This is a genomic window from Pseudomonas sp. Hz4, from assembly GCF_054898165.1.
This window is the reverse complement of the sequence record NZ_CM142719.1, coordinates 936,835-960,767: the sequence shown is the minus strand read 5'-3', so window position 1 is coordinate 960,767 and position 23,933 is coordinate 936,835. Positions and strand designations below refer to the sequence as shown.

At 60.3% G+C, this 23,933-nt stretch carries 22 protein-coding genes; 14 read left to right on the top strand and 8 right to left on the bottom strand.

Translation table 11 applies throughout. The annotated features are described in order from the left end of the window. Positions 1 to 81: 81 nt before the first annotated feature. A complete protein-coding gene (locus ACYZTR_RS04255) occupies positions 82 to 975 on the bottom strand; it encodes a PA4780 family RIO1-like protein kinase (protein ID WP_123369234.1) in 894 nt (297 codons plus the stop codon). 400 nt (positions 976 to 1,375) lie between these two features. Here ACYZTR_RS04255 and ACYZTR_RS04250 point away from each other — a divergent pair, with 400 nt between their 5' ends. Further along, the gene (locus ACYZTR_RS04250) at positions 1,376 to 1,690 is read left to right on the top strand and encodes a hypothetical protein (RefSeq protein WP_461976719.1); all 315 of its coding nucleotides are present in this window, start codon (positions 1,376 to 1,378) and stop codon (positions 1,688 to 1,690) included. Positions 1,691 to 1,693: 3 nt separating this feature from the next. Next, positions 1,694 to 3,322: a methyl-accepting chemotaxis protein gene (locus tag ACYZTR_RS04245; protein ID WP_461979574.1), complete on the top strand. Its 1,629-nt coding sequence runs from the start codon at positions 1,694 to 1,696 to the stop codon at positions 3,320 to 3,322. A gap of 198 nt (positions 3,323 to 3,520) precedes the next feature. Here ACYZTR_RS04245 and ACYZTR_RS04240 read toward each other — a convergent pair whose 3' ends face one another. After that, positions 3,521 to 4,798, bottom strand: a complete 1,278-nt coding sequence (locus ACYZTR_RS04240) for an acetyl-CoA C-acetyltransferase (protein ID WP_461976717.1) — start codon at positions 4,796 to 4,798, stop codon at positions 3,521 to 3,523. Between the two features lie 119 nt (positions 4,799 to 4,917). Here ACYZTR_RS04240 and ACYZTR_RS04235 point away from each other — a divergent pair, with 119 nt between their 5' ends. Further along, positions 4,918 to 6,270, top strand: coding sequence for a 3-oxoacyl-ACP reductase (locus tag ACYZTR_RS04235; protein ID WP_461976715.1), 1,353 nt, complete (start codon positions 4,918 to 4,920; stop codon positions 6,268 to 6,270). 2 nt (positions 6,271 to 6,272) lie between these two features. Then, a complete protein-coding gene (locus ACYZTR_RS04230) occupies positions 6,273 to 7,127 on the top strand; it encodes a MaoC family dehydratase (RefSeq protein WP_461976713.1) in 855 nt (284 codons plus the stop codon). A gap of 32 nt (positions 7,128 to 7,159) precedes the next feature. Here ACYZTR_RS04230 and ACYZTR_RS04225 read toward each other — a convergent pair whose 3' ends face one another. Together ACYZTR_RS04225 and ACYZTR_RS04220 are read right to left on the bottom strand one after the other, a co-directional pair. After that, positions 7,160 to 7,573 (bottom strand): response regulator, encoded by a 414-nt coding sequence (locus tag ACYZTR_RS04225; protein WP_461976711.1) that lies wholly within the window; start codon positions 7,571 to 7,573, stop codon positions 7,160 to 7,162. Positions 7,574 to 7,657: 84 nt separating this feature from the next. Beyond that, on the bottom strand, positions 7,658 to 7,855 hold the full coding sequence (locus ACYZTR_RS04220) for a Flp family type IVb pilin (protein WP_461976709.1): 198 nt from the start codon (positions 7,853 to 7,855) through the stop codon (positions 7,658 to 7,660). Between the two features lie 321 nt (positions 7,856 to 8,176). Between ACYZTR_RS04220 and cpaB the strand changes: the two genes are divergently transcribed. From cpaB to ACYZTR_RS04180, 8 genes are read left to right on the top strand one after another with little or no spacing between them, the layout of a single operon-like run. Next, on the top strand, positions 8,177 to 9,124 hold the full coding sequence (cpaB, locus tag ACYZTR_RS04215) for a Flp pilus assembly protein CpaB (RefSeq protein WP_461976707.1): 948 nt from the start codon (positions 8,177 to 8,179) through the stop codon (positions 9,122 to 9,124). Positions 9,125 to 9,145: 21 nt separating this feature from the next. Continuing rightward, entirely contained in the window at positions 9,146 to 10,417 is a 1,272-nt protein-coding gene (locus tag ACYZTR_RS04210; RefSeq protein WP_461976705.1) for a type II and III secretion system protein family protein, read from the top strand. Beyond that, positions 10,414 to 11,604, top strand: coding sequence for an AAA family ATPase (locus ACYZTR_RS04205; RefSeq protein ID WP_461976703.1), 1,191 nt, complete (start codon positions 10,414 to 10,416; stop codon positions 11,602 to 11,604). Before ACYZTR_RS04210 ends, ACYZTR_RS04205 begins: the two co-directional genes overlap by 4 nt. Further along, complete coding sequence (locus tag ACYZTR_RS04200) at positions 11,601 to 12,881, top strand: CpaF family protein (protein WP_461976701.1); 1,281 nt, start codon at positions 11,601 to 11,603, stop codon at positions 12,879 to 12,881. Before ACYZTR_RS04205 ends, ACYZTR_RS04200 begins: the two co-directional genes overlap by 4 nt. 9 nt (positions 12,882 to 12,890) lie before the next feature. Further along, positions 12,891 to 13,775 (top strand): type II secretion system F family protein, encoded by an 885-nt coding sequence (locus ACYZTR_RS04195; protein WP_461976699.1) that lies wholly within the window; start codon positions 12,891 to 12,893, stop codon positions 13,773 to 13,775. Next, complete coding sequence (locus tag ACYZTR_RS04190) at positions 13,772 to 14,662, top strand: type II secretion system F family protein (protein WP_461976697.1); 891 nt, start codon at positions 13,772 to 13,774, stop codon at positions 14,660 to 14,662. Before ACYZTR_RS04195 ends, ACYZTR_RS04190 begins: the two co-directional genes overlap by 4 nt. 10 nt (positions 14,663 to 14,672) lie before the next feature. Then, positions 14,673 to 15,386 carry a hypothetical protein gene (locus ACYZTR_RS04185; protein WP_461976696.1) on the top strand — a complete coding sequence of 238 codons (714 nt, stop codon included), beginning with the start codon at positions 14,673 to 14,675 and terminating at the stop codon, positions 15,384 to 15,386. A gap of 12 nt (positions 15,387 to 15,398) precedes the next feature. After that, positions 15,399 to 15,674 carry a DUF3613 domain-containing protein gene (locus ACYZTR_RS04180; protein ID WP_461976694.1) on the top strand — a complete coding sequence of 92 codons (276 nt, stop codon included), beginning with the start codon at positions 15,399 to 15,401 and terminating at the stop codon, positions 15,672 to 15,674. A gap of 25 nt (positions 15,675 to 15,699) precedes the next feature. Here the strand turns inward: ACYZTR_RS04180 and ACYZTR_RS04175 are convergent. From ACYZTR_RS04175 to ACYZTR_RS04165, 3 genes are all read right to left on the bottom strand, one after another. Beyond that, a protein-coding gene (locus tag ACYZTR_RS04175; RefSeq protein ID WP_461976692.1) for an IS3 family transposase occupies positions 15,700 to 16,880 on the bottom strand; the annotation gives its coding sequence in 2 pieces (ribosomal slippage) (positions 15,700 to 16,616 and positions 16,616 to 16,880; 1,182 coding nt in all). Between the two features lie 440 nt (positions 16,881 to 17,320). Then, on the bottom strand, positions 17,321 to 18,103 hold the full coding sequence (locus ACYZTR_RS04170) for a response regulator transcription factor (protein WP_461976690.1): 783 nt from the start codon (positions 18,101 to 18,103) through the stop codon (positions 17,321 to 17,323). A 102-nt stretch (positions 18,104 to 18,205) separates the two neighbouring features. Continuing rightward, positions 18,206 to 18,676 carry an A24 family peptidase gene (locus ACYZTR_RS04165; protein ID WP_461976688.1) on the bottom strand — a complete coding sequence of 157 codons (471 nt, stop codon included), beginning with the start codon at positions 18,674 to 18,676 and terminating at the stop codon, positions 18,206 to 18,208. Between the two features lie 74 nt (positions 18,677 to 18,750). Between ACYZTR_RS04165 and ACYZTR_RS04160 the strand changes: the two genes are divergently transcribed. Both ACYZTR_RS04160 and ACYZTR_RS04155 read left to right on the top strand, forming a co-directional pair. Further along, the gene (locus tag ACYZTR_RS04160) at positions 18,751 to 19,191 is read left to right on the top strand and encodes a TadE/TadG family type IV pilus assembly protein (RefSeq protein ID WP_461976686.1); all 441 of its coding nucleotides are present in this window, start codon (positions 18,751 to 18,753) and stop codon (positions 19,189 to 19,191) included. Continuing rightward, positions 19,188 to 21,941, top strand: coding sequence for a PAS domain-containing sensor histidine kinase (locus ACYZTR_RS04155; protein ID WP_461976684.1), 2,754 nt, complete (start codon positions 19,188 to 19,190; stop codon positions 21,939 to 21,941). The genes ACYZTR_RS04160 and ACYZTR_RS04155 overlap by 4 nt, the downstream gene beginning before the upstream one ends. Here the strand turns inward: ACYZTR_RS04155 and ACYZTR_RS04150 are convergent. Then, positions 21,911 to 23,893 (bottom strand): pilus assembly protein TadG-related protein, encoded by a 1,983-nt coding sequence (locus tag ACYZTR_RS04150; RefSeq protein WP_461976682.1) that lies wholly within the window; start codon positions 23,891 to 23,893, stop codon positions 21,911 to 21,913. The two genes, ACYZTR_RS04155 and ACYZTR_RS04150, sit on opposite strands and share 31 nt — an antisense overlap. Between the last annotated feature and the right edge of the window lie 40 nt (positions 23,894 to 23,933).

Below are 23,933 nucleotides of genomic sequence, written 5' to 3'. Positions count from 1 at the left end.
CAATCCTTGAGTGTGGGGGGGCCTGCAAGGGTTACGCGTTCGACAAAAAACCCGGCCGAAGCCGGGTTTTTCGTTAACCGATCACTGCATCCAGGGCGGAGGCGGCTCCTCGGTTTTGCCCGGTGGTGCATCATCTGCCGCACGCACCGCTTGCTTACGCTCTTCATCCAGGCGTGCCGCCTCGATCTCACGCATGATCCCGCCAACGTCGGCCAGCTCTTCCGGCTCGTCGAACTCGCCGGTCAAGACACTGGCCGGGTGCAAAGTGCCGGCTTCAAACAAAGCCCACATTTCCTTGGCGTACTTGGTCTTTTTCAACTCCGGCGCAAACCGCCCGAAGTACGACGCCATGTTGCCAACATCCCGCTCCAGCATGCTGAACGCGTGGTTATTGCCCGCCGCGTCCACCGCTTGCGGCAGGTCGATGATTACCGGGCCAGTCGGGGTCAGCAGTACGTTGAACTCCGACAGGTCGCCGTGCACCAGACCGGTGCACAACATCAGCACGATCTGTGAAATCAGGAACGCGTGATACTCGCGCGCCTGATCCGGCTCCAGCACCACGTCGTTCAGACGCGGCGCGGCATCGCCATACTCGTCAGCCACCAGTTCCATCAGCAGCACGCCTTCAAGGAAGTCGTAAGGCTGAGGGACCCGAACGCCAGCACCGGCCAGACGGAACAACGCCGCCACTTCGGCATTCTGCCAGGCGTCTTCGGTTTCTTTCTTGCCGAACTTGGAGCCCTTGGCCATCGCTCGAGCCTGACGGCTGTTGCGCACCTTGCGGCCTTCCTGATACTCGGCCGCCTGACGGAAACTGCGTTTATTCGCCTCCTTGTAGACCTTCGCGCAACGTAACTCGTTGCCGCAGCGCACCACATAAACAGCTGCTTCTTTACCACTCATGAGTGGGCGCAGCACCTCGTCGACCAGACCGTCCTCGATCAGGGGTTCAATGCGTTTTGGAGTCTTCATCAGCTTTTATTGGGGGTCCTTTATTACCAAACACGCGAAAGTCATTCGTTATACGGCAATCCGCTCATTCGGGGGAGGGGTTGCCGACCTATGAACGTTCCCATCGACATCAAGAAGCCCACACTGTGCCGGATTAATCAGGCAAACCCGACCCTCGTCATCGGCCGCCCCAGATCATAGCTGAACCAGCGTCACGTGTTGCTGTAGGGCTGGGGGGTATTTGCGACAGAAGTTGACACCTCGATTCATACCCTTCGTAGGATTTTTCTTAATAGGCCTCAATTTCCGCCTCCATCAGCCGAATTCATCAGTGACAAAGTGATTTGTCCGACAATCGTTCTGCCAATAATCCGCGAGTCATCTGCACTGCGTGGGCCTACAAGAAAAATCTGGAGCGCGGATGAACATCAAACAGAAGTTGACCTGGGCGTTTGCAATCATCGCCTGCTTGCCGGTGGTGCTGGTCGCTACCCTCGTTGTGATGAACTTGCGCAGTGATGCCAAGGACAATTTCGTCGACGGCAGTGGTCGTGAAATTCGTCAGGTCAGCAACGCCATGCAACTGTTCTTTGACGGCATCAGCCAGAACGTGGATTACCTGGCGACCCAACCGCTGATCAAGAATTCCGACGACAGCCTCAAGACCTATATGAGTGCCAACGCCGAGAGCATTCCGCAAGGCGAGATGGATAAAAAAGTCTTCGCCCTGCTTTAGGACCTGGGTAACAGTCACCCGTCCTACGCCTATGCCATCCTCGGCACCGCGGCGGGCGGATATGTGTCCTGGCCGGACGATGCGAAGCTGAGCAATTACGATCCGCGCCAGCGCCCGTGGTACAAGGCTGCCCAGGCCAAACCGGGCAAGCCGTTCCGTACTGAGGCCTATTACTGGGCCCAGGACGACGTGACCTACGTCAGCACCGTGCGCACCATCGACAACAAGTTGGGCACCCATGGCGGCGTGGTCAGCATCGACGTGACGCTCAAGCAGCTCACCGAAATCGTCAAACAGATCAAGCTCGGTGAAACCGGCTACCTGATGCTTTTGGAAAACACCGGCACCGTGCTGGTCGATCCGAAGCAACCGGAACACAACTTTAAAGCGCTGAGCAGCCTCGGCGACGGCTACGCGCAACTCGCCAAGGCCGGTAAAGGGCTGGTGGAAGTCGAGCTGAACGGCGAACGCTACATGGCCAACGTCTGGCCGTCGGAGCAGCTGGGCTGGACCTTTATCGGCCTGATCAAGCAAACCGACGTGATGAGTTCGGCCACTCAACTGACCTGGCTGATCGCGATCATCGCCGCCGTACTGGCCGTGTTCTTCGCCATCGTCGGCGCCAGTTTCGCCAGCCTCATCGTGCGGCCGATCCGCAGCGTGGCCAGTGGTCTGGAAGGCATCGCCCAAGGTGAAGGCGACCTGACCAAGAACCTGCAAATCCGTGGCAGTGACGAAACCGCGCAACTGGCCAACTGGTTCAACCAGTTTTTGGCGGCGATTCGCAACCTGATTCAGAGCATTGGCGGCGCCGCGAACAAGATCCTCGCCACCTCCAAGAGTTCGACCCAGGTCTCCAGCGACATGGCCGAAGCGGCCGGGCGTCAGCGTGAAGCGGTGGACATGGTCTCCACGGCGTTCCACGAAATGGTCGCCACCGCCAACGAAGTCGCGCGCTCTTGCAGCCAGGCTGCGCAATCCGCCGACAGCGGCCAGCGCCAGGCGCGCGAGGGTCAGCAGCAGATTGATGCAGCAGTGACCAGCGTCGATCGCTTGAGCCAGGAAATTGAACAGTCGGCCCAGTCGATGCAGCAGCTTGAACGCGACAGCAACGACATTCAGTCAATCCTCGGGACCATTCGCTCGATTGCCGAACAGACCAACCTGCTGGCGCTGAACGCGGCCATCGAAGCGGCACGGGCCGGTGAACAGGGTCGTGGTTTTGCGGTGGTCGCCGATGAAGTTCGGGCACTGGCCAAACGCACCGCCGATTCCACGGCTGAAATCGACGGTTTGCTGGGCAACCTCGCCAAGCGCACCAGTCAGGTGACTCAGCAAATGCACGCCAGCCTGGAAGTGTCCCAGCAATCGGTGACGCGAATCGGTGAAGCACGCAGCAGCTTCGGGCTGATTCGCGAATCGGTCGACGTGATCCGCGACATGAACACGCAGATCGCTACTGCGGCGGAAGAACAGCATCAGGTGGCTGAAGACATCAATCGGCACATCAGCCAGATTCATGGTGATGCGCAGTTGGTGGCGGAACTGGCGAACTCGGCGCGGCTGGATTCGCAGAGTTTGGCGGGGTTGTCGAATGAGTTGGATGGGTTGGTTCGGCGGTTTAGAACCTGATCCAAGATCCCGGTGGCCGCTTCGCGGCCATTCGGCGGTATTACTGCCGAAACAATTCTCCAGGCGTCAATCCAAACAACCCCACCCACGGGCATACAGCGGACGCGGCAGCGCCGTCAGCGTCGGAATCGTCCGTTCGAGGGAAATTTGATTCGACGGTCTCGGGGATGTGGCAGCAACAGGGCAACAGCGTGATCCTCATCGCTCAATAATCGCCGTTACACCCTGGCCACCGGCGGCGCAGATCGAGATCAACCCTCGGCCCTGCCCCGCTGCCTCCAGCAACTTCGCCAGGCTCGCGACGATGCGCCCGCCGGTAGCGGCAAACGGATGCCCGGCCGCCAGTGAACTGCCTTTGACGTTGAGGCGGCTGCGGTCGATGGAACCCAGCGGCGCATCGAGGCCGAGACGGGTTTTGCAATATTCCGGATCTTCCCAGGCCTTCAGCGTGCAGAGCACCTGCGCGGCGAAGGCCTCGTGGATTTCGTAGTAATCGAAGTCCTGTAACGTCAGGCCATTGCGCGCCAGCAAACGCGGCACCGCATACACGGGCGCCATCAACAGCCCTTCGGCACCGTTGACGAAATCCACCGCCGCCGCCTCGCCATCGCGCAAATACGCGAGGATCGGCAAGCCACGTTCCTTGGCCCATTCTTCACTGCCCAGCAGCACCAGCGACGCGCCATCGGTGAGCGGCGTCGAGTTTCCCGCCGTCAACGTGCCTTTGGCGCTTTTTTCGAACGCCGGTTTCAGCGACGCGAGTTTTTCCAGGGTCAGGTCTGGGCGCAGGTTGTTGTCGCGGGTCAGGCCGAGGAACGGCGTCATCAAATCGTTGTGCCAGCCTTCGGTGTAGGACGCGGCCATTTTCTGGTGGCTCTCCAGCGTCAGCTGGTCCTGTTCGGCGCGCGGAACATTCCAGGTCTGGGCCATCAACTCGCAGTGCTCGCCCATGGACAAACCCGTGCGCGATTCGCCGTTACGGGGGAACTCCGGAATCAAATCCCGGAGACGCAACTGCAGAAAGGTTTTCAGTTTGTCGCCGGTGGTCTTGGCGCTATTGGCTTGCAGCAACACCTTGCGCAAGCCTTCACTGACGCTGATCGGCGCGTCCGAGGTGGTATCGACGCCGCCGGCGATACCGCAATCGATCTGACCCAGGGCAATCTTGTTCGCGACCAGCAAAGCCGCTTCAAGACCCGTGCCGCAGGCCTGTTGGATGTCATAGGCCGGCGTAACGGGAGACAACCGCGAACCGAGCACGCACTCGCGTGTCAGGTTCATGTCCCGCGGCAACTTGAGGACGGCACCGGCGACCACTTCGCCCATGCGCAAACCGTGCAGGTTGTAGCGTTCGATCAAGCCTTCGAGCGCTGCGGTGAGCATCGCCTGGTTACTGGCGGTGGCGTACGGCCCGTTGGAACGGGCAAAGGGAATACGGTTACCACCCATAATCGCAACGCGGCGCAGCTGAGTCATGAAAAGCTTCCTATTCTGTGAGGGCAATAACCCACAAGCGTAGGCCTTATCTCGTGGATCGAACGACTGAACGCCATTCGTGGTCCACACTTTGAACCTCAGCTGCTGGAGCGCGTTCCATGTCTGACCGCTATATCGACTTCGCCAATTCGTCCATCGGCCATCGTTTGGTCGGGGCCCTGGGTCTGCCGTCGCCGGTTCGGCTGGAGCGCTGGCAAGCTGGCCGGCTGCGTCCTGTTGAAGGGGCGCTGTTGATAGGCGGTGGCCCGCTGGCGGAAAAAGTCAGTGCCTTCGCCAACCGCCTGACCGACGCGATTTACAGCTACGGCACCGAGCCTTCACTGGCCACTGAGTGGATTCCCGGCCACGGCCCCAAACTCAAAGCCGTGGTGTTCGACGCCAGTGACCTGGTGCAGACCGATCAGCTCAAACAGCTGCGCGAGTTCTTCCAGCCGTTGATTAAAAACCTCGATCACAACGCGCACCTGGTGATTCTGGGGCGCGCGCCGCAGACCTTGAGCGATCCATTCGCCGCCAGCGCCCAGCGTGCAATGGAAGGCTTCAGCCGGTCGCTGGCCAAGGAACTGCGCAACGGCGGCACCTTGCAGCTGATTTATGTCGGCGACGGTGCGGAGGATCAACTGGAAGGCCCGCTAAGGTTTTTCCTCTCGCCCAAAAGTGCGTTCGTTTCCGGGCAAGTGATTCGCTTGAACGCCTGCGACACGCCGGTGACGGACTGGACTCGCCCACTGTCCGGCCGCAAGGCGCTGGTCACCGGCGCGGCACGCGGCATCGGCGCCTCCATCGCCGAAACCCTGGCCCGCGACGGTGCCGACGTGATCCTGCTCGACGTACCACCGGTTAAAACCGACCTCGAAGCCCTCGCCGCACGCCTCGGCGGGCGCAGCATCACCCTGGACATTTGCGCCGAAGACGCCGCCGCGCGGTTGATCGAACAACTGCCCGACGGCCTCGACATCGTCGTGCACAACGCCGGCATCACGCGGGATAAAACCCTGGCCAACATGACCCCGGAATTCTGGGACGCGGTGCTGGCGGTCAACCTCAATGCACCGCAAGTGCTGACCAAGGCGCTGCTCGACAGCGGCACCCTGCACGACAACGGCCGGGTGATCCTGCTGGCGTCCATCAGCGGCATCGCCGGCAATCGCGGGCAAACCAATTACGCAGCGAGCAAGGCCGGGCTGATCGGCCTGGCCCAGGCTTGGGCGCCATTGCTCAATGAGCGTGGCATCAGCATCAACGCAGTCGCACCCGGTTTCATCGAAACCCAGATGACCGCGCACCTTCCGTTCGGCCTGCGTGAAGCCGGGCGGCGCATGAGTTCGCTGGGCCAGGGCGGCCTGCCGCAAGACGTCGCCGAGGCGGTGGCGTGGCTGGCACAACCGGGCACCGGCGCGTTTACCGGGCAAGCGCTGCGCGTGTGCGGACAAAGTGTTTTGGGGGCTTAGGCATGATCATCGATTGGCACACACTCAACCGCGAACCAAGCCTGCCGGCGTTGTACGTACGGGCAGCGACGCGACGCAACATCACCGGCACCACCCTGCCCGATTCGGGCTTACGCTGTTGGATCGATGTCGATGCGAAGCGTCTGGCGGCCTATCGCAACGTCTGCGGTTTTGCCGACAACGGCCTGCTGCCGCCGACGTATCCACACCTCCTGGCGTTCGCGTTGCAGATGCAACTGCTGACGGCCAAGGAATTCCCGTTCCCGCTGCTGGGGTTGATTCACCTGAGCAACTGCATTCGCCTCTTGCGTCCAATGGGCGGCGTGAACCGCGTGCGGGTCAGCGTGCAGGTGCAAAACCTTCAGCCACATGAAAAGGGCGCGACGTTCGATCTGGTGACAACGCTTGACGATCAATTGGGGCCGCTGTGGGAAGCGCAAAGCCAGATGTTGTGCCGCGGGGTCAAACTCGAAGGCGAGCCCGTCGAGGAAGTGTTGGCATCGACACTGGAGATATCGCAAGTGGCCCACTGGAAAGCACCTTCGGACATTGGACGGCAGTACGCCAAAGTGTCCGGCGACTACAACCCGATTCACCTGAGTGCCGCCAGCGCCAAACTCTTCGGTTTTCCTACGGCCATCGCCCATGGATTGTGGAACAAGGCCCGAACCCTTGCGGCGCTCGCCGATCACCTGCCGGCGGCGAATGTCGAGATTGCGGTGCAGTTTCGCAAACCGGTGCGGTTGCCCAGTGAAGTGACATTGCTGGCCAGTGCGGCGGGGTCCAGTGGGGATTTACGGTTGGTGGGTGCGGGGGATCTGGAGCATATGGTGGGGCATTGGCGGCCTGTTGCCTGATCGCTCGGCAGTGGATGTACACCCTCAAAAAGTCAGGTCCCAACGAATCTCACTTGAGGCTGCGGAAACAGAGTATTAAGCGTCTCCAACAACCGCACGTGATAAATCGGCTTGCGAAACAGGTCCAGCACCTGCAACCGCAACATGTCACTGACATCCTCCATATCCGCATGCCCCGACGTCACAATCACCGGCAAATGCTGCCGGGAGGTATGTTCACGCAACCGCTTGATCAACGACATGCCACTCTCCTCCGGCATCCGCAGATCCGTAATCACCAATGCAATATCGGGATGGCGCGTCAGATGTTGCAACGCGAGTTTGACCGAGGTGGCGGTAAAGCAATTGAAGCCCTCGCCCTCCAGCAACTCCGCCAGCTCCAACAACGCGTCCTCCTCATCATCGACCAGCAGAAGCTGTTGGCGTGGGAGTGTGGGAGAGTTCATGGGCAACACCTGCAATGGACTAAGCGCTGACGTTAGAAGCCCTTTGCGGGATTGGCAAGTAGCTGACCATTGACAGCAGGCAGGTCAAAGCGCGCCTTGGATAGTGGTAAACATGGTTTTAATAGCCGTGGAGATCGGCCCCACAAACGTCGTTAAAGCGACTGCCACCATGCCCGCAACAATGGCGTACTCAATACCCGAAGCACCCTCGGTATCTTTGGCCAGACCTTTGTAAAAAGCAGCTCCGGATCTGATCTTCTGCGCAAGCTTGGAAAAGGACATGGCGTTTCTCCTGGACGACGACGGGTGTTGCACGGCCGCAACATGATTCCCCTTCGCCAGCACCAGCATTGTCGGCATTCCCCATACCCACAACTGTAAGAACGAATTATCACTAAAGTATTAGGTGTTTCATTGACGCCAAAAAAGTCACGTTTTCGCCCTAGATACTTACTTTCGTTAGTTATTTTCAGACCAGTAATGGCGTTTTGCTCTAGCTGAGCTACCTTCCAATAGCGAAATAGTTCCATGTTCATAGCTGCCTGATTGCGATGTCTCGTTGGATGCGACGAAGTCTTAAGCAGCAGGAAAGGGAGAGCCGTCATGAACAGCCGTATCACTCTGGGCCTGGCCGGTGTGTTTCTGGTGGGCGCCATTATTGCCGGTTACTGGGGCCTCACACTCAGCCGTCAACCGCCTCCCGAGCCTGTCGTGCAATCCAGCGTTGTCGCGCCCGCGCCCGCGGCCCCGACACCTGCGCCGATGGAAGACACCACCCGCCAAACGGTGGTGGTACTCCTTCATGACCTGCCGCCATTCGCGCCGATTACTGCCGCCGACGTTGCCCTGGAAAAACTCCGCACCGCCCCCGCCGGCAGCTTGACCCGTCTCGATCAAGCGATTGGCCGTACGCCCTGGCGCGCCCTCACTGCCGGCAGCTGGCTCAATGACGAAAGCTTCGAAGCCGGCGGCAGACTGGCACGGATGATTCGTCCCGATGAACGCGCCCTCGCCGTCGCGGTGGATGAAGTGATCAATGCCGGTGGGCAACTGACACCGGGGGACTATGTCGATGTGCTGCTGTTTTTGCGCATGGACAACAACAACCTTCAGCCGTCGGCTCAACTGGTGGTGCCGGCCTTGCGGGTGCTCGGGGTGGGCGAACAGATGGGGTTGACCAACGACGGTCAACCCGCAAGCCCGGCGCGCAGCACCGAAGAAAAACTCAGGCAGGAACAATTGCGCGCCAGCGCCCGCACCGTCTTGCTTGCCGTCCCCGAACACCTATTGAGTCGCCTGATGTTGGCGGCCCAGGCTGGCGTGTTGCGCCTGGCCGTACGCAGCGCCGATGAAAAACGCCTGTCCCGTTACTGGGCCGGCGAAAGCGATTCATCGTCCCACCTCGCCAGTGCCAACCGCGAGTTGATCCAGTTCAGTCAATTGGCCATGACGCCCCCACCCAAACCAGTCGCCACCAACGGCGGCACAGCACCACGCAAGTCGAGCGTGGAAGTCATCCGCGGCAATGAAATCACCCAACACAATCCCTGAGTCGAGCAAGGACGCATCTTTATGCGCAGTCGTTCCATGCCCATATTCCAAGGCCTGCTCTGGGTCTCTTTGCTGAGCGGTGTGCCGCTCAGCGTGACGTTCGCAGCCGTCGGCAACTGCGCCGCGCTGGGTTCGTTGCCTGCGGTGCTGGAAGTCAGTGAAGGGTTGCAACAGGAGGTGCAATCGCCAGTGGCGATCACTCGAGTGGCGGTGGGTGACCCGAAAATCGCCGACGTGCGAGTCAACGGTAATCAGGCGTTTTTACTCACCGGAGTGGCCCCAGGCGCCACCAGCCTGATGGTCTGGACCGCCTGCGCCAGTGCTCCGCGCCAGAGCATGGTGTTCGTTCAGGGCAAGGCCACCGCGGCGATGACCACCGCGACACGGTTGCCCTCTGATGACCCACTGCTACCGTCCCAAGTACAGACCGACATTCGTTTTGTCGAAGTCAGCCGGACCAAACTGAAAGAGGCCGGCACGTCGATTTTCGGCAAGGGCTCCAACAATTTCCTCTTCGGGGCGCCCGGCACGGTACCCAATACCGGCGTGACGCCGGGCGTGGTGCCACTGTTCAACATTGATCCGCGGATCGCGGTGCCCAGCATCCCGTTGCTCAACGACAGTTTCAACATTGTCTGGGGCGGTGGCAGCAGTAAATTTCTCGGCATCGTCAATGCGCTGGAGGGCAGCGGCTTTGCCTACACCCTGGCGCGGCCGAGCCTGGTGGCCCTCAGTGGGCAAAGCGCCAGTTTCCTGGCCGGTGGTGAAATCCCGATTCCGGTGCCCAGCGCCAACAGCAACAGTTACTCCATCGAATACAAGGAATTCGGCATCCGCTTGACGCTGACGCCGACCGTGGTCAGTCACGACCGCATTGTCCTCAAAGTGGCGCCGGAGGTCAGCGAACTGGATTACAACAACGGCGTGACCATCGGCGGCACCACCGTTCCGGCGTTCACCATACGCCGCACCGACACCAGTATTTCCCTGGCCGATGGCGAGAGTTTCGTCATCAGCGGTTTGATCAGCACTCACAACAGTTCGCAAGTCAGCAAGTTTCCAGGCCTGGGCGATATCCCGATTCTCGGTGCGTTTTTTCGCAACTCATCGGTCAACCGCGAAGAGCGTGAGCTGCTGATGATCGTCACGCCGCACCTGGTCCAACCGTTGGCTGCCAACGCACAACTTCCGTCGTTGCCGGGTGAAAAGCTGCGCAACTACGACCCCAACTGGTATCGCCTGTACTTCCTCGAAAACGGCAACTTCGATAAACGCAGCGGGTTATCGCAATGAGCCAGAACCTGAGCCAGACCTTCCTCGCAATCACGCGCAACAGCACCGACCTTGAGTGGCTGCAAGGCGCCCTCGCCCCGTTGGGCCAGGTGGTCAGCGCCGGCGGCGGCAGCCTCGACGAATTGCTGGCGCTGGTGGACGTGACCTTCGCCAGCCTGGTGTTCATCGGCCTGGACCGCGAACACGTAGTAGCCCAAAGCGCACTGATCGAAGGAGCCCTGGAAGCCAAGCCGATGCTGGCGATCGTCGCGTTGGGTGACGGCATGGACAACCAACTCGTGCTCAATGCCATGCGCGCCGGTGCACGGGATTTCGTGGCCTATGGTTCGCGTTCCAGCGAAGTTGCGGGGTTGGTGCGACGGCTGAGCAAACGGCTGCCGCCGGTGGCCTCGAACACCCAACTGGGTGGCCTGACCGTGCTCTACGGTGTGCAGAGCAACGCCGACGGCGCGCTGCTCGCCTCCCACATGGCGCAAGTGGTGCAGAAGAGCGGTCAGCAAACATTGTTGCTGGACCTGGGCCTGCCACGCGGCGACAGCCTGGCCTTGCTCGGGCTGGAGAGTTCGTTTCACTTCGGCGATGCGCTCAGGCATTTGCGGCGCCTCGATGCGACGCTGATCGACAGCGCCTTCACCCGTTGCGACGCGGGGCTGCGGATCCTCGCCTACGCCGGTCACGATGAGCCGCTGGAGCACACCAGTGCCGCCGAGTTGTACATGCTGCTCAGCGCCCTGCGTCAACACTTCCAGCACATCGTGGTGAACCTCACCGGCCAGCCGGACAGCGAAGCCTTGCGCACCTTCGTCAGCCATTGCGACAAGTTGCTGTGGTACACCGATCAGAACGTACTCGACTGCCGCCGCAACCTGGCGGTACTCAACCTGTGGCGTGAAAAAGGCATGAAGCTCGATCACGCCAAACTGCTGGTGGACCGCTACCTGCGCAACGTTTCACCGGACTCCGAGACCCTGGGCAAAAGCTTCGGCATGGAGATCATCGCGACCCTCATCTACAGCCCGGAAGTGCGGCTTAACGCCAAGAACCAAGGTGTGACTCTGTTTGAACTGGCCCCCCGCGAAAGCCTGACTCAAAGCTTGCGCGCCCTCGGCGAACGGTTGGCCAAGCGCTCCGAGGGCCTGGCCAAGCCCAAGTCTGGCTGGTTCAACCGCTTGAGGGGTGCGCAATGAGCGGTGAAAAACTTTTCGGCTCCCCTGTCTGCACAACCAGCGGCAACACCGACCACGAAGGCCTGAAACTGGTGCTGCACCGCTACATCATCGACGCCATCGAGGAGTCCGGCAAAAACCTGCTGGAGGGCTCGCGGCAGGTGCTCTCGCAGTTCGTCGTCGACAAGACTGCCGAGTACATCGCCCGGCTGCACCTGGCGATTTCCCGGTATGAAATGGAGCGTCTGGCCGAAGAAATCGTCGACGAACTCACCGGTTTCGGCCCCCTGGAAGTGCTGTTGCGTGACCCGGCGGTGACGGAGATTCTGGTCAACGGCCCGCACCGGGTGTTCATTGAACGCGACGGCGTACTGCATCAAAGCGACCTGCGTTTCATCGATGCGCATCACGTCGAACGGGTTATGCAACGGATCCTCGCGCCCCTCGGCCGACGGCTTGATGAGTCGTCGCCGATGGTCGATGCCCGACTGCCCGACGGTAGCCGGGTCAACGCGATCATTCCACCGATTGCCCTCGACGGCCCTTGCCTGTCGATTCGAAAGTTTCGCAAGGACATGCTCAAAAGCTCTGACCTGATGGCGATGCAAACCATCGATCAGGCCATCTTCGACTTCATTCAGGAGGCGGTGGGCAAGCGCTGCAATATCCTGATCAGCGGCGGCACCGGCACCGGCAAGACCACGCTGCTGAACATTCTCAGCCAGTTGATCAACCCTCACGAGCGAATCGTCACCATCGAAGATGTCGCCGAACTGCAACTGGGCCACCCTCACGTGGTGCGCCTGGAAACCCGACCGCCGAATGCCGAAGGCCACGGCGAAGTGAAGGCCAGCGACCTGATTCGCAACGCCCTGCGGATGCGCCCGGACCGGATCATCCTCGGCGAGATTCGTGGCGTCGAAGTGCTGGACGTACTCACCGCGATGAACACCGGCCACGACGGCTCCATGAGCACCGTGCACGCTAACAACGCCCAGGATGCGCTGTTGCGCCTAGAGACATTGGTGGGCCTGACGGGCCGCACCATCGCCGAACGCACCCTGCGGCAAATGATCTGCGCCGCACTGGATGTAGTGATCCAGCTGACGCGCATGCCCGATGGCCGCCGCTGCGTCAGCGAGGTGGTGGAGGTAGTCGGCATCCGCGATGACGTCTACGTCACCAATACCTTGTTCCGGCTCGACCGGCGTAGCGGTTTCGGTTTTATGCGTGAGGCAGTCAACCCCGCGAGCGAAAAACTGCGCCGTGAGTCGGCACTCTCTCCCTCTACGTACTGAGGCCACAGCATGCTCATACCGCTGCTGCTCATTCTCGTTTGTCTGATCTTGCTCGGGCTGTCGATCCGCCTGTTCTACAACGGTTTGCGCCAGACCGGCACCGAGCGTGTGCTAGGCCGTCTGACTCAGGGGCAACCAGAGCCGGTGGTGGCGAAATCGTCCTGGTCGGGTATGGAGCGGGCCTTTTTGCGCGCCGGCCTCGGGCGCCCCACTGAACGACTTGGGACGTGGCTGCTGCTCTGGGCCTTTGGCATCTTGCTCGGATTTGCTACCAGTGGCTGGATCGGCTTGCTGGTTCTGTTGCTGCTGCCGCCGCTGATTCTGCGTCTGTATGTCAATTGGCGTTATCAGCGCCGACTCCAACGCATGATCGAACAACTGCCACAAATGCTCGATCACACAGTGCGCAGTCTGAAGTCCGGGCGGACCCTGGCCGATGCGGTGCTGGGCGCCATCGACGCCGCCGAAGATCCGCTGAAAAATGCCATGGGCCGGGTTCAGCGCAACGTGCAGCTGGGGGTCAGCCTGCCGGACGCCGCCTCGGACCTCGCCGAACTGTATGAGAAAGATGAACTGCGCCTGCTCGCGCTCGGGTTGCGGGTCAATCACCGCTATGGCGGCAATGCCAGTGAGCTGTTGGAGAACCTGATCAAGATGATCCGCGAGCGCGAGCAGGCTGCGCGCCAACTCAGGGCCATGACCGGTGAAACCCGGGTGACCGCGTGGGTCCTGGGCTGTTTGCCGATTGGCCTGGCCGGCTATTTCCTGGCGACCAACCCCCTCTATTTGCTCTCCATGTGGCACGACAGCTCGGGGAAAATCATGCTCGCGTCTGCGTTCGGTCTGCAGGTGGTGGGCAGCCTGGCGCTCTGGCGCATGTTGCGCAGCGTATGAAAATGCCTCTGCTGATCAGCGCGCTGCTGTTTCTGGGCGCTACGTTATTACTGCTCGGCAGTTTGCTGGAACAGCAGCGACGGGCTCGTCAGGTGGCCCGACGGCTGGACGGCAAACCGCTGAATGACGACCGTGTGGGTCACTGGCTGCAGGTGCTGGGTAGCAGCCGGATCGGCCAACGCTCGGTCAATCTGGATAATGAAACCCAGACCCTGCTCAATCGCCTGGGCTGGCGCAGCGCTCGGCGACGCTCGCTGTTCGCGGCCTTCCAAGTGGGCGCACCGGTGTTGGCACTGGCCCTGAGCTTGCTGGCTCAAGGGGTCTTTTTCCCGCACGTGGACAACCAGTGGCTCGTCCCCGCCTTTGCCACCGGCATCGGCTACCTGCTCCCAAAACGCCTTGTGGCCGCAGCCGCCCAGAGCCGGCAAAAACAGTTGGCGAGCGAGATTTCCACCTTCATTGCGCTGCTGCGCATTTTGTTCGAGTCGGGCATGGCGGTGGAGCAGTCGCTGCGAGTGTTGAGCAATGAAGGCAAACAATTATTGCCGGCCCTGACCCATGAGTTGCGTCTGGTATTGGCCCGGGTCGATTCCGGCCTGGAACTGGGCGAAGAACTGAACAAGGCCACTCGCTTGCTGGCCGTCGATGAGTTCACCGACACCTGCGTCATCCTTCAGCAGTTGATCCATCAGGGTGGCGGCGCGATGAAATCCCTGCTGGCCCTCAAGCAACTGCTCGATGACCGGCGCCTGACACGCCTGCAGGAATACATCTCCAAGATGTCCGCCAAAATGTCCGTCGTGATGATGCTGTTTCTCTTCCCGGCGTTATTGATCGTACTGGCCGGCCCGGGCTTCACCGCCCTGTCCCGGGCCTTTGCTTCTTAGAGGGAACGTTATGAAAGCCATCATTGCCGGGTTGAGTCTGTTGTTATTAGGCGGTTGCGCGAGTAACGGCGCGACACCCTGGAACGCCCTGACCAACACCGCCAGTTGCGCCAAGCTAACCTCCGATGAACAGCTGTCGCTGAACCTCGCCGATGACATGGCCAATGACGGCAAACTGCACGCCAGCCTCGCTAACCTGCAAAGCCTGCCCGACAACCTGGCGGATGTGCGCCTGCGCAAGGCCAAGGTTTATCGACTGCTGGGCCGCAGCGAAGCCGAACCGTTATACCGCAGCCTGCTCGGCAGTTGCCTGGCCGCCGAAGCCGAACACGGCCTGGGCCAACTCGCCGCCGCCAGGGGCGACAACGGCCTGGCCCAGGCCCACTTGCAACGGGCCGCACGGCTAGCGCCTACCGACGAGAAAATCCGCAACGACCTGGGCGTGGTGTACCTCAACCAATTACGCGTCGAGGATGCGCGCTTCGAATTTCTGACGGCCATGGAGCTCAAGCAAAGTGATCAGCTGGCGGCGTTGAATCTGGTGACGCTGCTGATCTACCAGGACGACTGGAGCCGCGCCGCCGAACTGGTCAGCCGCCTCGGCCTGAGCCCCGCTCAGGTCACCGAAGCCCAGGCCCGCGCACAAAGACTCAAGACCCCAAGCAAACCCGGCCCGACGGCCACGAACCACGTTGCCGCCGTCGCCACATCGCCCCTTCAATAGGGAGAAGCCCTGATGAAACCGACCACCCTCTACTGCCTCGGCCTGCTGGCCCTACCCCTTACCACCCAAGCCATCGACGCCGGCCCCGCCTCGCCCCAACAGCAGGAAACCGAAGGCTGGCTGCAACTGCAAAGCAGTAACAAGGCCGCTTCCCAGAAACCGCAAACCTCAACCGCGACCGAGCGCGAACTGAGCATGCAGCGCTGGCTGAAAAGCTATCAGCATGAGATCCCGGAGTACTTTGATCAGTATGAGAGCGGGCAGGTGGACGGAGGGACGGGGGGGTAGTCTTGATCCGGGATCTGTGCAGTGGTCAACTAATTCCGGACACCTCGATAGGTGGTTTTGATGCCATCACCCGTTCGTAAACGGTCGGTGGCAAATAGCCTAGTTTCGAGTGCAGCCGTTTGTTGTTGTAAAACCCAACGATGTACTCAGTAATGTCGCGGATTGCTTCGCCGTGGTTTGCGTAGTCACGTCGCCACACTCGCTCCATTTTCAAGCTGAGGAAGAAGCGTTCCATTACCGCATTATCCCAACAGTTACCTTTGCGGCTCATGCTTTGCTGCATGTTATGTCGCGCCAGCAACGCTCGATAGCTCGCGCTGGCGTATTGGCTGCCACGGTCTGAGTGAGCGATCAGGCCCGGTGGCGGTTGACGCTGAGCGATGGCCAGTTGCATCGCGCTGCACACCAGCTCCGCCGGCATGTTCGGCGCCATGGACCAACCGACGATTTTACGGGAGTACAAGTCCAACACCACCGCCAGGTATAACCAGCCGCTGCGGGTCCGGATGTAGGTAATGTCAGCCACCCAAGCCTTGTTCGGCGCCACGGGGTCAAACTGACGATTCAGCACATTTTCGGCAATGGGCAGGTCATGGTTGCTGTCGGTGGTATGGACAAACTTGCGCTTCCAGGCCGAGCGAAGACCGTTGGCACGCATCAATCGGCGGATTTTATAAAGACCCACCGCCATGCCCTTGCCACGCAACGCATTGCGTAACGGGCGGCTGCCGAAGCAGCCTCCACTTTCCTCAAACGAAGCCCTGAGCTGAACCGTAACCGGACAAATAGATGCCGGCGCAGCAGCACGCTTGCCGGCCTCATAGAAACCGGATCGACTGACGTTGAGTACACGACAGACATGCGCTACCGAGTAAGCCTTCTGTTGCAACTGTCTGACCAGCCGATAAGTCACTTCAGCTCGCGGGCAAAGAAGGCTGTAGCCTTTTTTAAGATGTCATTGTCCATCTTGAGCTGGCGGTTTTCCTGCTCCAGCTGCCGAATACGTTGTTGCTCGGCGGTCAATGGCTTACCGATGCCGGTCTCTCCCAGTATCTCCGCATCGTACTGACGCGCCCATCGGCGCACAGCCGTCTCACCAAGATTGAGATCCAGGCAGACCTGCGGAACGGTCAGGCCTTTGTCCTTGATCATCCTCACGACTTCAAGCTTAAAGCTATCGTCGAAAATTCTACGTTTGTCAGTCATTAAAAAACTCCTCGGTAGATGTATTTTCCACCTATCGGGGTGTCTGGGGGAATTAGACCACTACATTCGCTTCTCACCACTCAATAGGCCGAGCGTTAGCTCGCCTGCAGCTCTTGATCTTGACCTTGATCCACCCGCCCCCTCGGAAGGCTGAGTGGAGGTGTTCATCTGGGGGGAGGCGCGCAGCGCCGTTCGACGCAGTCGAACACATCGAGAGGAGGTCGAAGCGCAGCCGACCGGAGGCGATGCCCCCAGATGAATGCCGGAACGAAGGAACGCCGAGCCTAAGCGAGGGGCCGGACGCTCGGGGCGAGCGTTTTTTTGCTTACTTTTTTTAGGCGTTTGTAAAAAAAGTGAGTTGCCGTAAGGGCGAAACCCTAAGCGGCCGTTACCGCAGCAACGGATATGTACTCAAAACCAAATACAGGTCCCCCACATTTTTATCGAGCGATGACCCGCTGCCGCCACCCGGAATGACTGGGCATCAAAGCAAGCGCCAACTGCGTCCGATTATGCATATGCGTCAACCGCAACACCTGCGACACATAAAGCTTCACCGTGTTCTCGGTAATCCCCAACTCACAGGCAATCTGATAATTCGTCTGCCCCTTCCCCACCAACCGCGCTACATCCAATTGCCTTGGCGACAGCTGACTGAAAATCGCCGGAACCTCAACCCGATCCACAGCACTGACATCGTCATCAGGGGAAACCGACAATCGCGGCCCACGCCGAACCTTATCCAGATCCTGATACAGATCATCGATCGACTCGGCAAGATACTGCAACTTCTGATTCAAATGCCCCAGTTGCACACTCTTCTGCCGCTCCTGCAATGCCACTTGCTGACGCGCAATCCCGTCGAGCAACTCATCCAGATCAATCGGCTTCTGATAATAATCGGCAAACCCGGCCCGCAACGCCTTGATCACATCTTGCTTGTCCGCACGCCCGGTGAGCATGATCGCCTCGAACGCCCGATGTTTGCCGGATAGCCGCTGCAACGCCTGAACCAATTGAATCCCGTCCAGGCCGGGCATGTGCAAATCACAGAGCACCAGGCCGATTGCCTCGTCCTCACTGAAACGCTCGACCGCCTGCCGGCTGGACTCGCAAGGCACACAGCGATAACCATTGCGCTCAAGAAATTCACAAAGCTGCTCAACGATCAGCCGCTGATCGTCAACCACGAGGATTTTCATTGCCGAGGTAGGCTTGTTCACGTGCAACTCCCTGCTGACCGCTCCTGTACCGACAGCCACAGGCGGTACAACTACTGGTTTGAAAGTAGACGTACTTTCCGACTCTGTACATAGAACGGGCGACTAGTGAAACCAGGCGAGTGTGAGCAACAGGCCCACCAGCACGAAGGGCGCAAAAGGCTGTTTCTTTGACATTCCAGGCCCCAGATATCGAAGACGATGCCTAAGCCCCTGACCCAGATGAAGCCAGACTCTTGGCGCCAGCAGCAGCCAGAGCACACTGGCCAATCCGGCGCCGATGAACACGCCGAGCAGATGCAGACCGTCCGTCGCCAGACCCAGGGCGGTCATGAGCTTCACATCGCCTGCGCCCAGGCGTCTGAGCGCATATCCGGGCAAGGTAAAGGCCAGCGCAAGCAAACACGCCCAACCGCCCTGCCCCGCCTCGGCCCCCAGCCAGGTGGTGCCTGTCCACAGCAGATAAGCCAGCGCCAACACGCCTGCGCCAAGGGTCAGGCCATTGGCGATGTGCCGTTCTCGAGCATCCTGTGCTGCGCATAGCGTCAGCCAGATCAGTAGGACAAAGCTCTGCATCCGTAAAAAACGTCCGTTTTGGCTGAATGATTCTATGCTGATATCACGTAGTGAATGTCAGGGTAGACGCAGTCATGAAAACAGGCCTCCCCCGCAAGCAAAAAGGCGCTGTAGCGATTGAGTTCGCTTTGGTGTTCCTCATTTTTTTCGCCGTATTTTATGGGATTGTCACGTACAGTCTGCCGCTGTTGCTGATGCAATCGTTCACCCAGTCGACCGCCGAAGCCGTGCGCCGAAGCGTGGCGCTGGACCCGAACACCCCCGGGTACGACACCGCGGTAAAAACCGTCGCCACCACGGAGTTGAGTCTGCAACTGGCCTGGATTCCCGCCGCACTGAATTTCAATATCGCCACCGACACCAGCGCCACCTACGTGGGCGGGGTGTTGAAGGTCAGCATCAACTACCCCACCAACAAACTGCAGCAGGTCATCCCGTTTCTGAACCTGCCGGGGATTGGCCAAGTGCCCAATCTGCCGGCGACTCTCACCGCCAGTTCGAGCCTGCAATTTTGAGTTCCGCAGACAAACTCTTCGGCCGCCTGCTGAACCGCCATCCGCCTCAGCCGCTGGGCACGCCAGACACCCTGAGCGTGCAAAGTGTCGGCTTGCAGGCGCATCTGGATGCCGAAGGTCGAGTGATTCACCTGACCGGCCCGCTGCGACATGTGCTGGCCCAGCAGACGCCCGCTGCGCAAGCACCGCACCTACTCGATTTCCTCATGCCCCACAGCAGCCTCGCTGTTGAAGGCTCACCTGCGGATTGGCTGGGACAGATGCTGGATCTGGATTTCCACAGCCTCAGCGGACAACCCCTGCACCTGCGTGGCTGGGTCCAGCCGTTAGCCGATGCCTGGCTGTTGCAATTGCTGGACATCGGCGACTTGCTGCTCGAACGTCGACAATCACGCAGCCGCGAGCAATGCCAGTTGCTCGCGGCGCAGATCGGCGAGCAGTTACGCCTGTGCAGCCTGACGCGCCTGCCCGAGGTGTTTGTGGAACAATTGCAAGGCCTGACTCAGCGCTTTCGTATTCCATGCGTTGCGGTGGTCTTGCTCGATGAGCAGGAGGAAGGCTGGCAGATCCATCAGCATTACGCAGCGTTCGATGCGCCCCGATTGTGGCAAGACGCTCAGCGCCTTGGCACCGGCCTCGACAGTCTGAACGGCTCTGCGCCGCAACGCCTGCTCCCCGGTGAACATCCCCGTTTGCAAAGCACCTTCGGTAATGCCGAAGGGTTCGCGGTGCCCTATCACGATGCTCAGGGTGTGGTCGCCTGGTTGCTGTGTGGCTTTTATCCGGTGCAGCAACATGCACCCGACATGAATGATCGCGACTGGTTGCAGCTCGCCGCCGCGCTCGCGGGCCCACTGCTTGAGCGCTTGCGCGAGCACCGGCACCATCTGCAACTGGAAAGACTGGAGTCGTTGCAAGCCTTGCTCGGCACCGGCTGGTGGGAAGTGTTCAGCGACACTCGCGAGGTGCAATTGGCGCCGTCGCTGGCCAGTACTCTCAACCTTGCGAGCGCTCGATTGCCGCTACACGACTGGCTTGATCAGGTGCATCCCGCCGACCGTGAGGAGCTGAGCAGTCGCCTGCAAGCCTTACAGGACGAGGGCACCCCGTTGCTGCTGTGCGTGCGCCTGGCACAAACCCCGAACTGGCATCGCCTGCAGGGACAGGCCCTGGGTGTCGGCAAAAACCGGCGACTGGTGGGCTTCATGCTCGACATCAGCGACATCAAAAACCAGGAGAAAAACGCTGCAGCGGCCCATGCACGGCTGGACAATCTGATCGCCAGTTCACCGGCGGTAATCTACGTGCAGCGCTATGTCGAAGGTGCGCTGCAGCCGACGTTTTTCAGTGACAGCCTGCTGCCGCTGCTCGGCTGGACACTGGCTGATTGCGCGGCAGGGACGTTGGTTGAAAGGGTTCACCCCGAGGACCGCGATCAGTATTTCGAGCGCACCCGACGCCTATTGCGAGAAGGCTCGGTACGTACCCGCTACCGGTTGCGCGACAGTCGCGGCGATTACCACTGGATGCTCGATGAAGCCAGACTGCTGCGCGATGACCTTGGCCTGCCGGTGGAAGCCGTCGGCCTGTGGCTCGACGTCACCGAAGCGACCCTGGCCGCCGAGCAGGTGAAACAGAGTGAAGAACGTTACCGGATCCTGGTGGAAGACTCGCCGGCGATGATCTGCCGCTACCACCCCGACCTGACCCTGACCTTCGGCAACCGTCCGCTGGCGACGTATCTGGAGTGCCAGCCCGAGCAATTGCCAGGGGTGAATCTGGGCACCTGGATGTCGCAGGAACAGCGCGAAACGTTTCTCCAGCGGCTCGGCCAACTGACCCCGGAGTTCCCGGTCAGCACCGCGGAAATCAACCTGCAACTGCCGGGACGGGAACATGCCTGGTGGGTCTGGTCGGATCGCGGGGTGTTTGATGAGGACGGCCGCTTGCTGGAGATTCAGGCCGTGGGCCGCGACAACACCGAGGTGCGCCGCTCTCAGCAGCAGCTCACCCAGAGCGCCAAAATGGCCACCCTTGGCGAAATGGCCACGGGGCTGGCCCATGAAATCAACCAGCCGCTGAACGTGATGCGCATGGCCATTGTCAATGTGCTCAAGCGCCTGAACAACGGCGATGCACAAATCGATTACCTGACCGACAAGCTCAACCGCATCGATGCCCAGGTGCAGCGCGCCGCCCGGGTGGTGGATCACATGCGGGTATTTGGCCGCCGCTCGGAGATCGAGCAGCATCCGTTTAATCCGGCGCAAGCCATCGAAGGCACGCTGTCGCTGCTGGCCGAAGGGATGCGCGGCAAAGGGGTCGATCTGCGGGTCAGCGACACCGGATTCGACGTGCAGGTGCGCGGTTATGTTGATCAACTCGAACAGGTGTTGATCAATCTGATGGTGAACGCGCGGGATGCGTTGCTCGGTAAACGCGAGGCCGACCGCGAGTTCAAACCGTGGATCTCGGTGTACGTCGAACGCGACAAACATTCTGTGCGACTGTGGGTCGAGGACAACGGCGGCGGTATCGATCCACGACTGCTGGAGCGGATTTTCGAGCCGTTCTTCACCACCAAACCCGTGGGTGTCGGCACTGGGCTCGGGTTATCGGTGAGTTACGGCATCGTCGAGAACATGGGCGGAAAACTGAGCGTCAGAAACTCGGTCGAGGGCGCACGGTTTTGTATCGAACTGCCGATTGCCGCCGACGATCAGATCACCAGCGTCGCTCGTCCCGAGTGACAACTGAGGTTGGCGCCGACATCGACCTTGTTCAGATCGATTCCCAGACTGAGCAGCAGCGTGTTGATCAAGGCGTCGAGTAACGGGCTGAGCACGCTGTTGATTGCGTTAACCAACAACGTTGTGACGCTGCTGAGGATCACCCCCAGACCACCGACCAGACTGCCCGTCGGGCCGTACATGTCGACCTTGATATTGTTCAGCGTGTCCGTAAGGCTGCTGACGATATTGCTGGTGGAATAGGAATAGTAGAACGGTGGCTGGTTGATTTCCGGCAGGTTACTGGCCGCCGGTGCGGAATAAACGTTGAGCATGTTGGCGTTCTGCGCCACGGTCGTGTCGGCCATGATACTGATGCCGCCGCCGACGCCCGGAATCCGTGGGTCGCAGGAGATGGGCAGGAACAGAATCCTCAGACAGGTTTTCACCCCGATATCGATCACCTTTAACGGCTGCACCACTACCGCCGGTGGCGTGGTGTTGCTGCCGAAAGCGGTGGCTGGATCGATCTTGCCGATCTTCAGATTTACCAGCGAAGTGCTGGTGTTGGTGGTCAGGGTTTTGTTGGTGGTACTGACGCAACTGTAGGCAGTGACATAGCTGGTGGCGCTGGCAACGTCCAGCGCCACGTCGATACGTATCGGTGGCGGCAGCACGATGATGTCGGGAGTCTGACAGGGCACGAGCAAGGCACAAGTCAGTGAATTGAGCACTCCCACCAGGTTGAGATTGAGCAAGGCGTTGAGTGTGTTGGTCAGCGGGCCTGCCAGATCAGCCGCCGCATTGATCAGCGCCACGATGGAATTGAGCACCGGCAAGTCGATCGACAGCAATGTCCTGATCTGGGCAGTTCGCACATAGATGCGGTTGGGCCCCAATGGAGCCAGCGCGGCGCTTTTCGGATTGCCGATGGCGGAGAGCTGCGCAGGCTCCAGCACCTGCACCCGGGCGGTGATTTGCGCCAGACCCGCCAGATTGATCGGCAACGTCGCCACCAGGCCGTTTTTCTTGTTGGCCAGTTGCACAACTGCTTCGATCAGGTCGAACACCTTCAGATGGGTCGCCAGCGCCGAAACGTTGCTGCCAGTCTCGACGTGCAGCAGGTCACCGAGTACCACCGTCGTCGTGCCAGCCGCGACCTTGAGCGCCTGCAAACTCCCAATTGTCGCCGTCGCGCCGAGCGTGCCGCCAGAGTCCAACACATTGACGACAGTCTGGATCAGTTGGCTGACGGCAATCGTATTGCCCAATACCTGGTCATACCCGGCAGCGCTGAGGTTAAGGTCGACCTTCAATCGATCAAGGTAACCGAGCAGGCTGATGTTGGTGTTCACCAACCCGTTCCAGCCCGCCACAGTGATGTTGACATTGCCGCCCAGCAAACCACCGAACAGCGCGTTGAGCGTGGCGGACTTGCTGGTATCGACGCTCAGCACCGTACCGCGGAGGGTCAGCGAAGCCAGGGGTGGCGGTAATGCGGCCACAGCGGTGGCCGTCAGGTTAATGGTCGCTCCACGTGGGGCGCCACCGAACAGGGCGCCGACACCGCCGGCGAAACTCTGTTGGACCCAATGGCTGGCGATCACCCGAATGGCTTCGCTCTTGCTTGGGTCGGCGCCAAATACCCGAAGATTATTGGCATCCAGGGTCAAGGCGCCGCAAGCGACCAGCAGATTGCGATTGGGGTCAGGAAGGGTAAAGTCGTTGCGGTTTGCGCTGGCCGTGGCATAGACGGTGGCGGTGTTGCCAGCGACGCAATCCCCCCCTCGGGTGGACGCCTCAAGGGCGGCCATGTCCGCTACGCGCTGCAGGTCGCGTTTTTCCAGGTACAAACGACCGCTGTCGACCACGAGCAGCAAGAACATCAGGGCCATGCCCAATGTCAGGGCCGCCATCAAACCGATCGCCCCCCGTTGCCGGGACGGACTGCGAAACTGCAAACGGGGAGACATCGCGCACTCCTTTGCCGGTGCACAGCCGAGAGCTACTCCA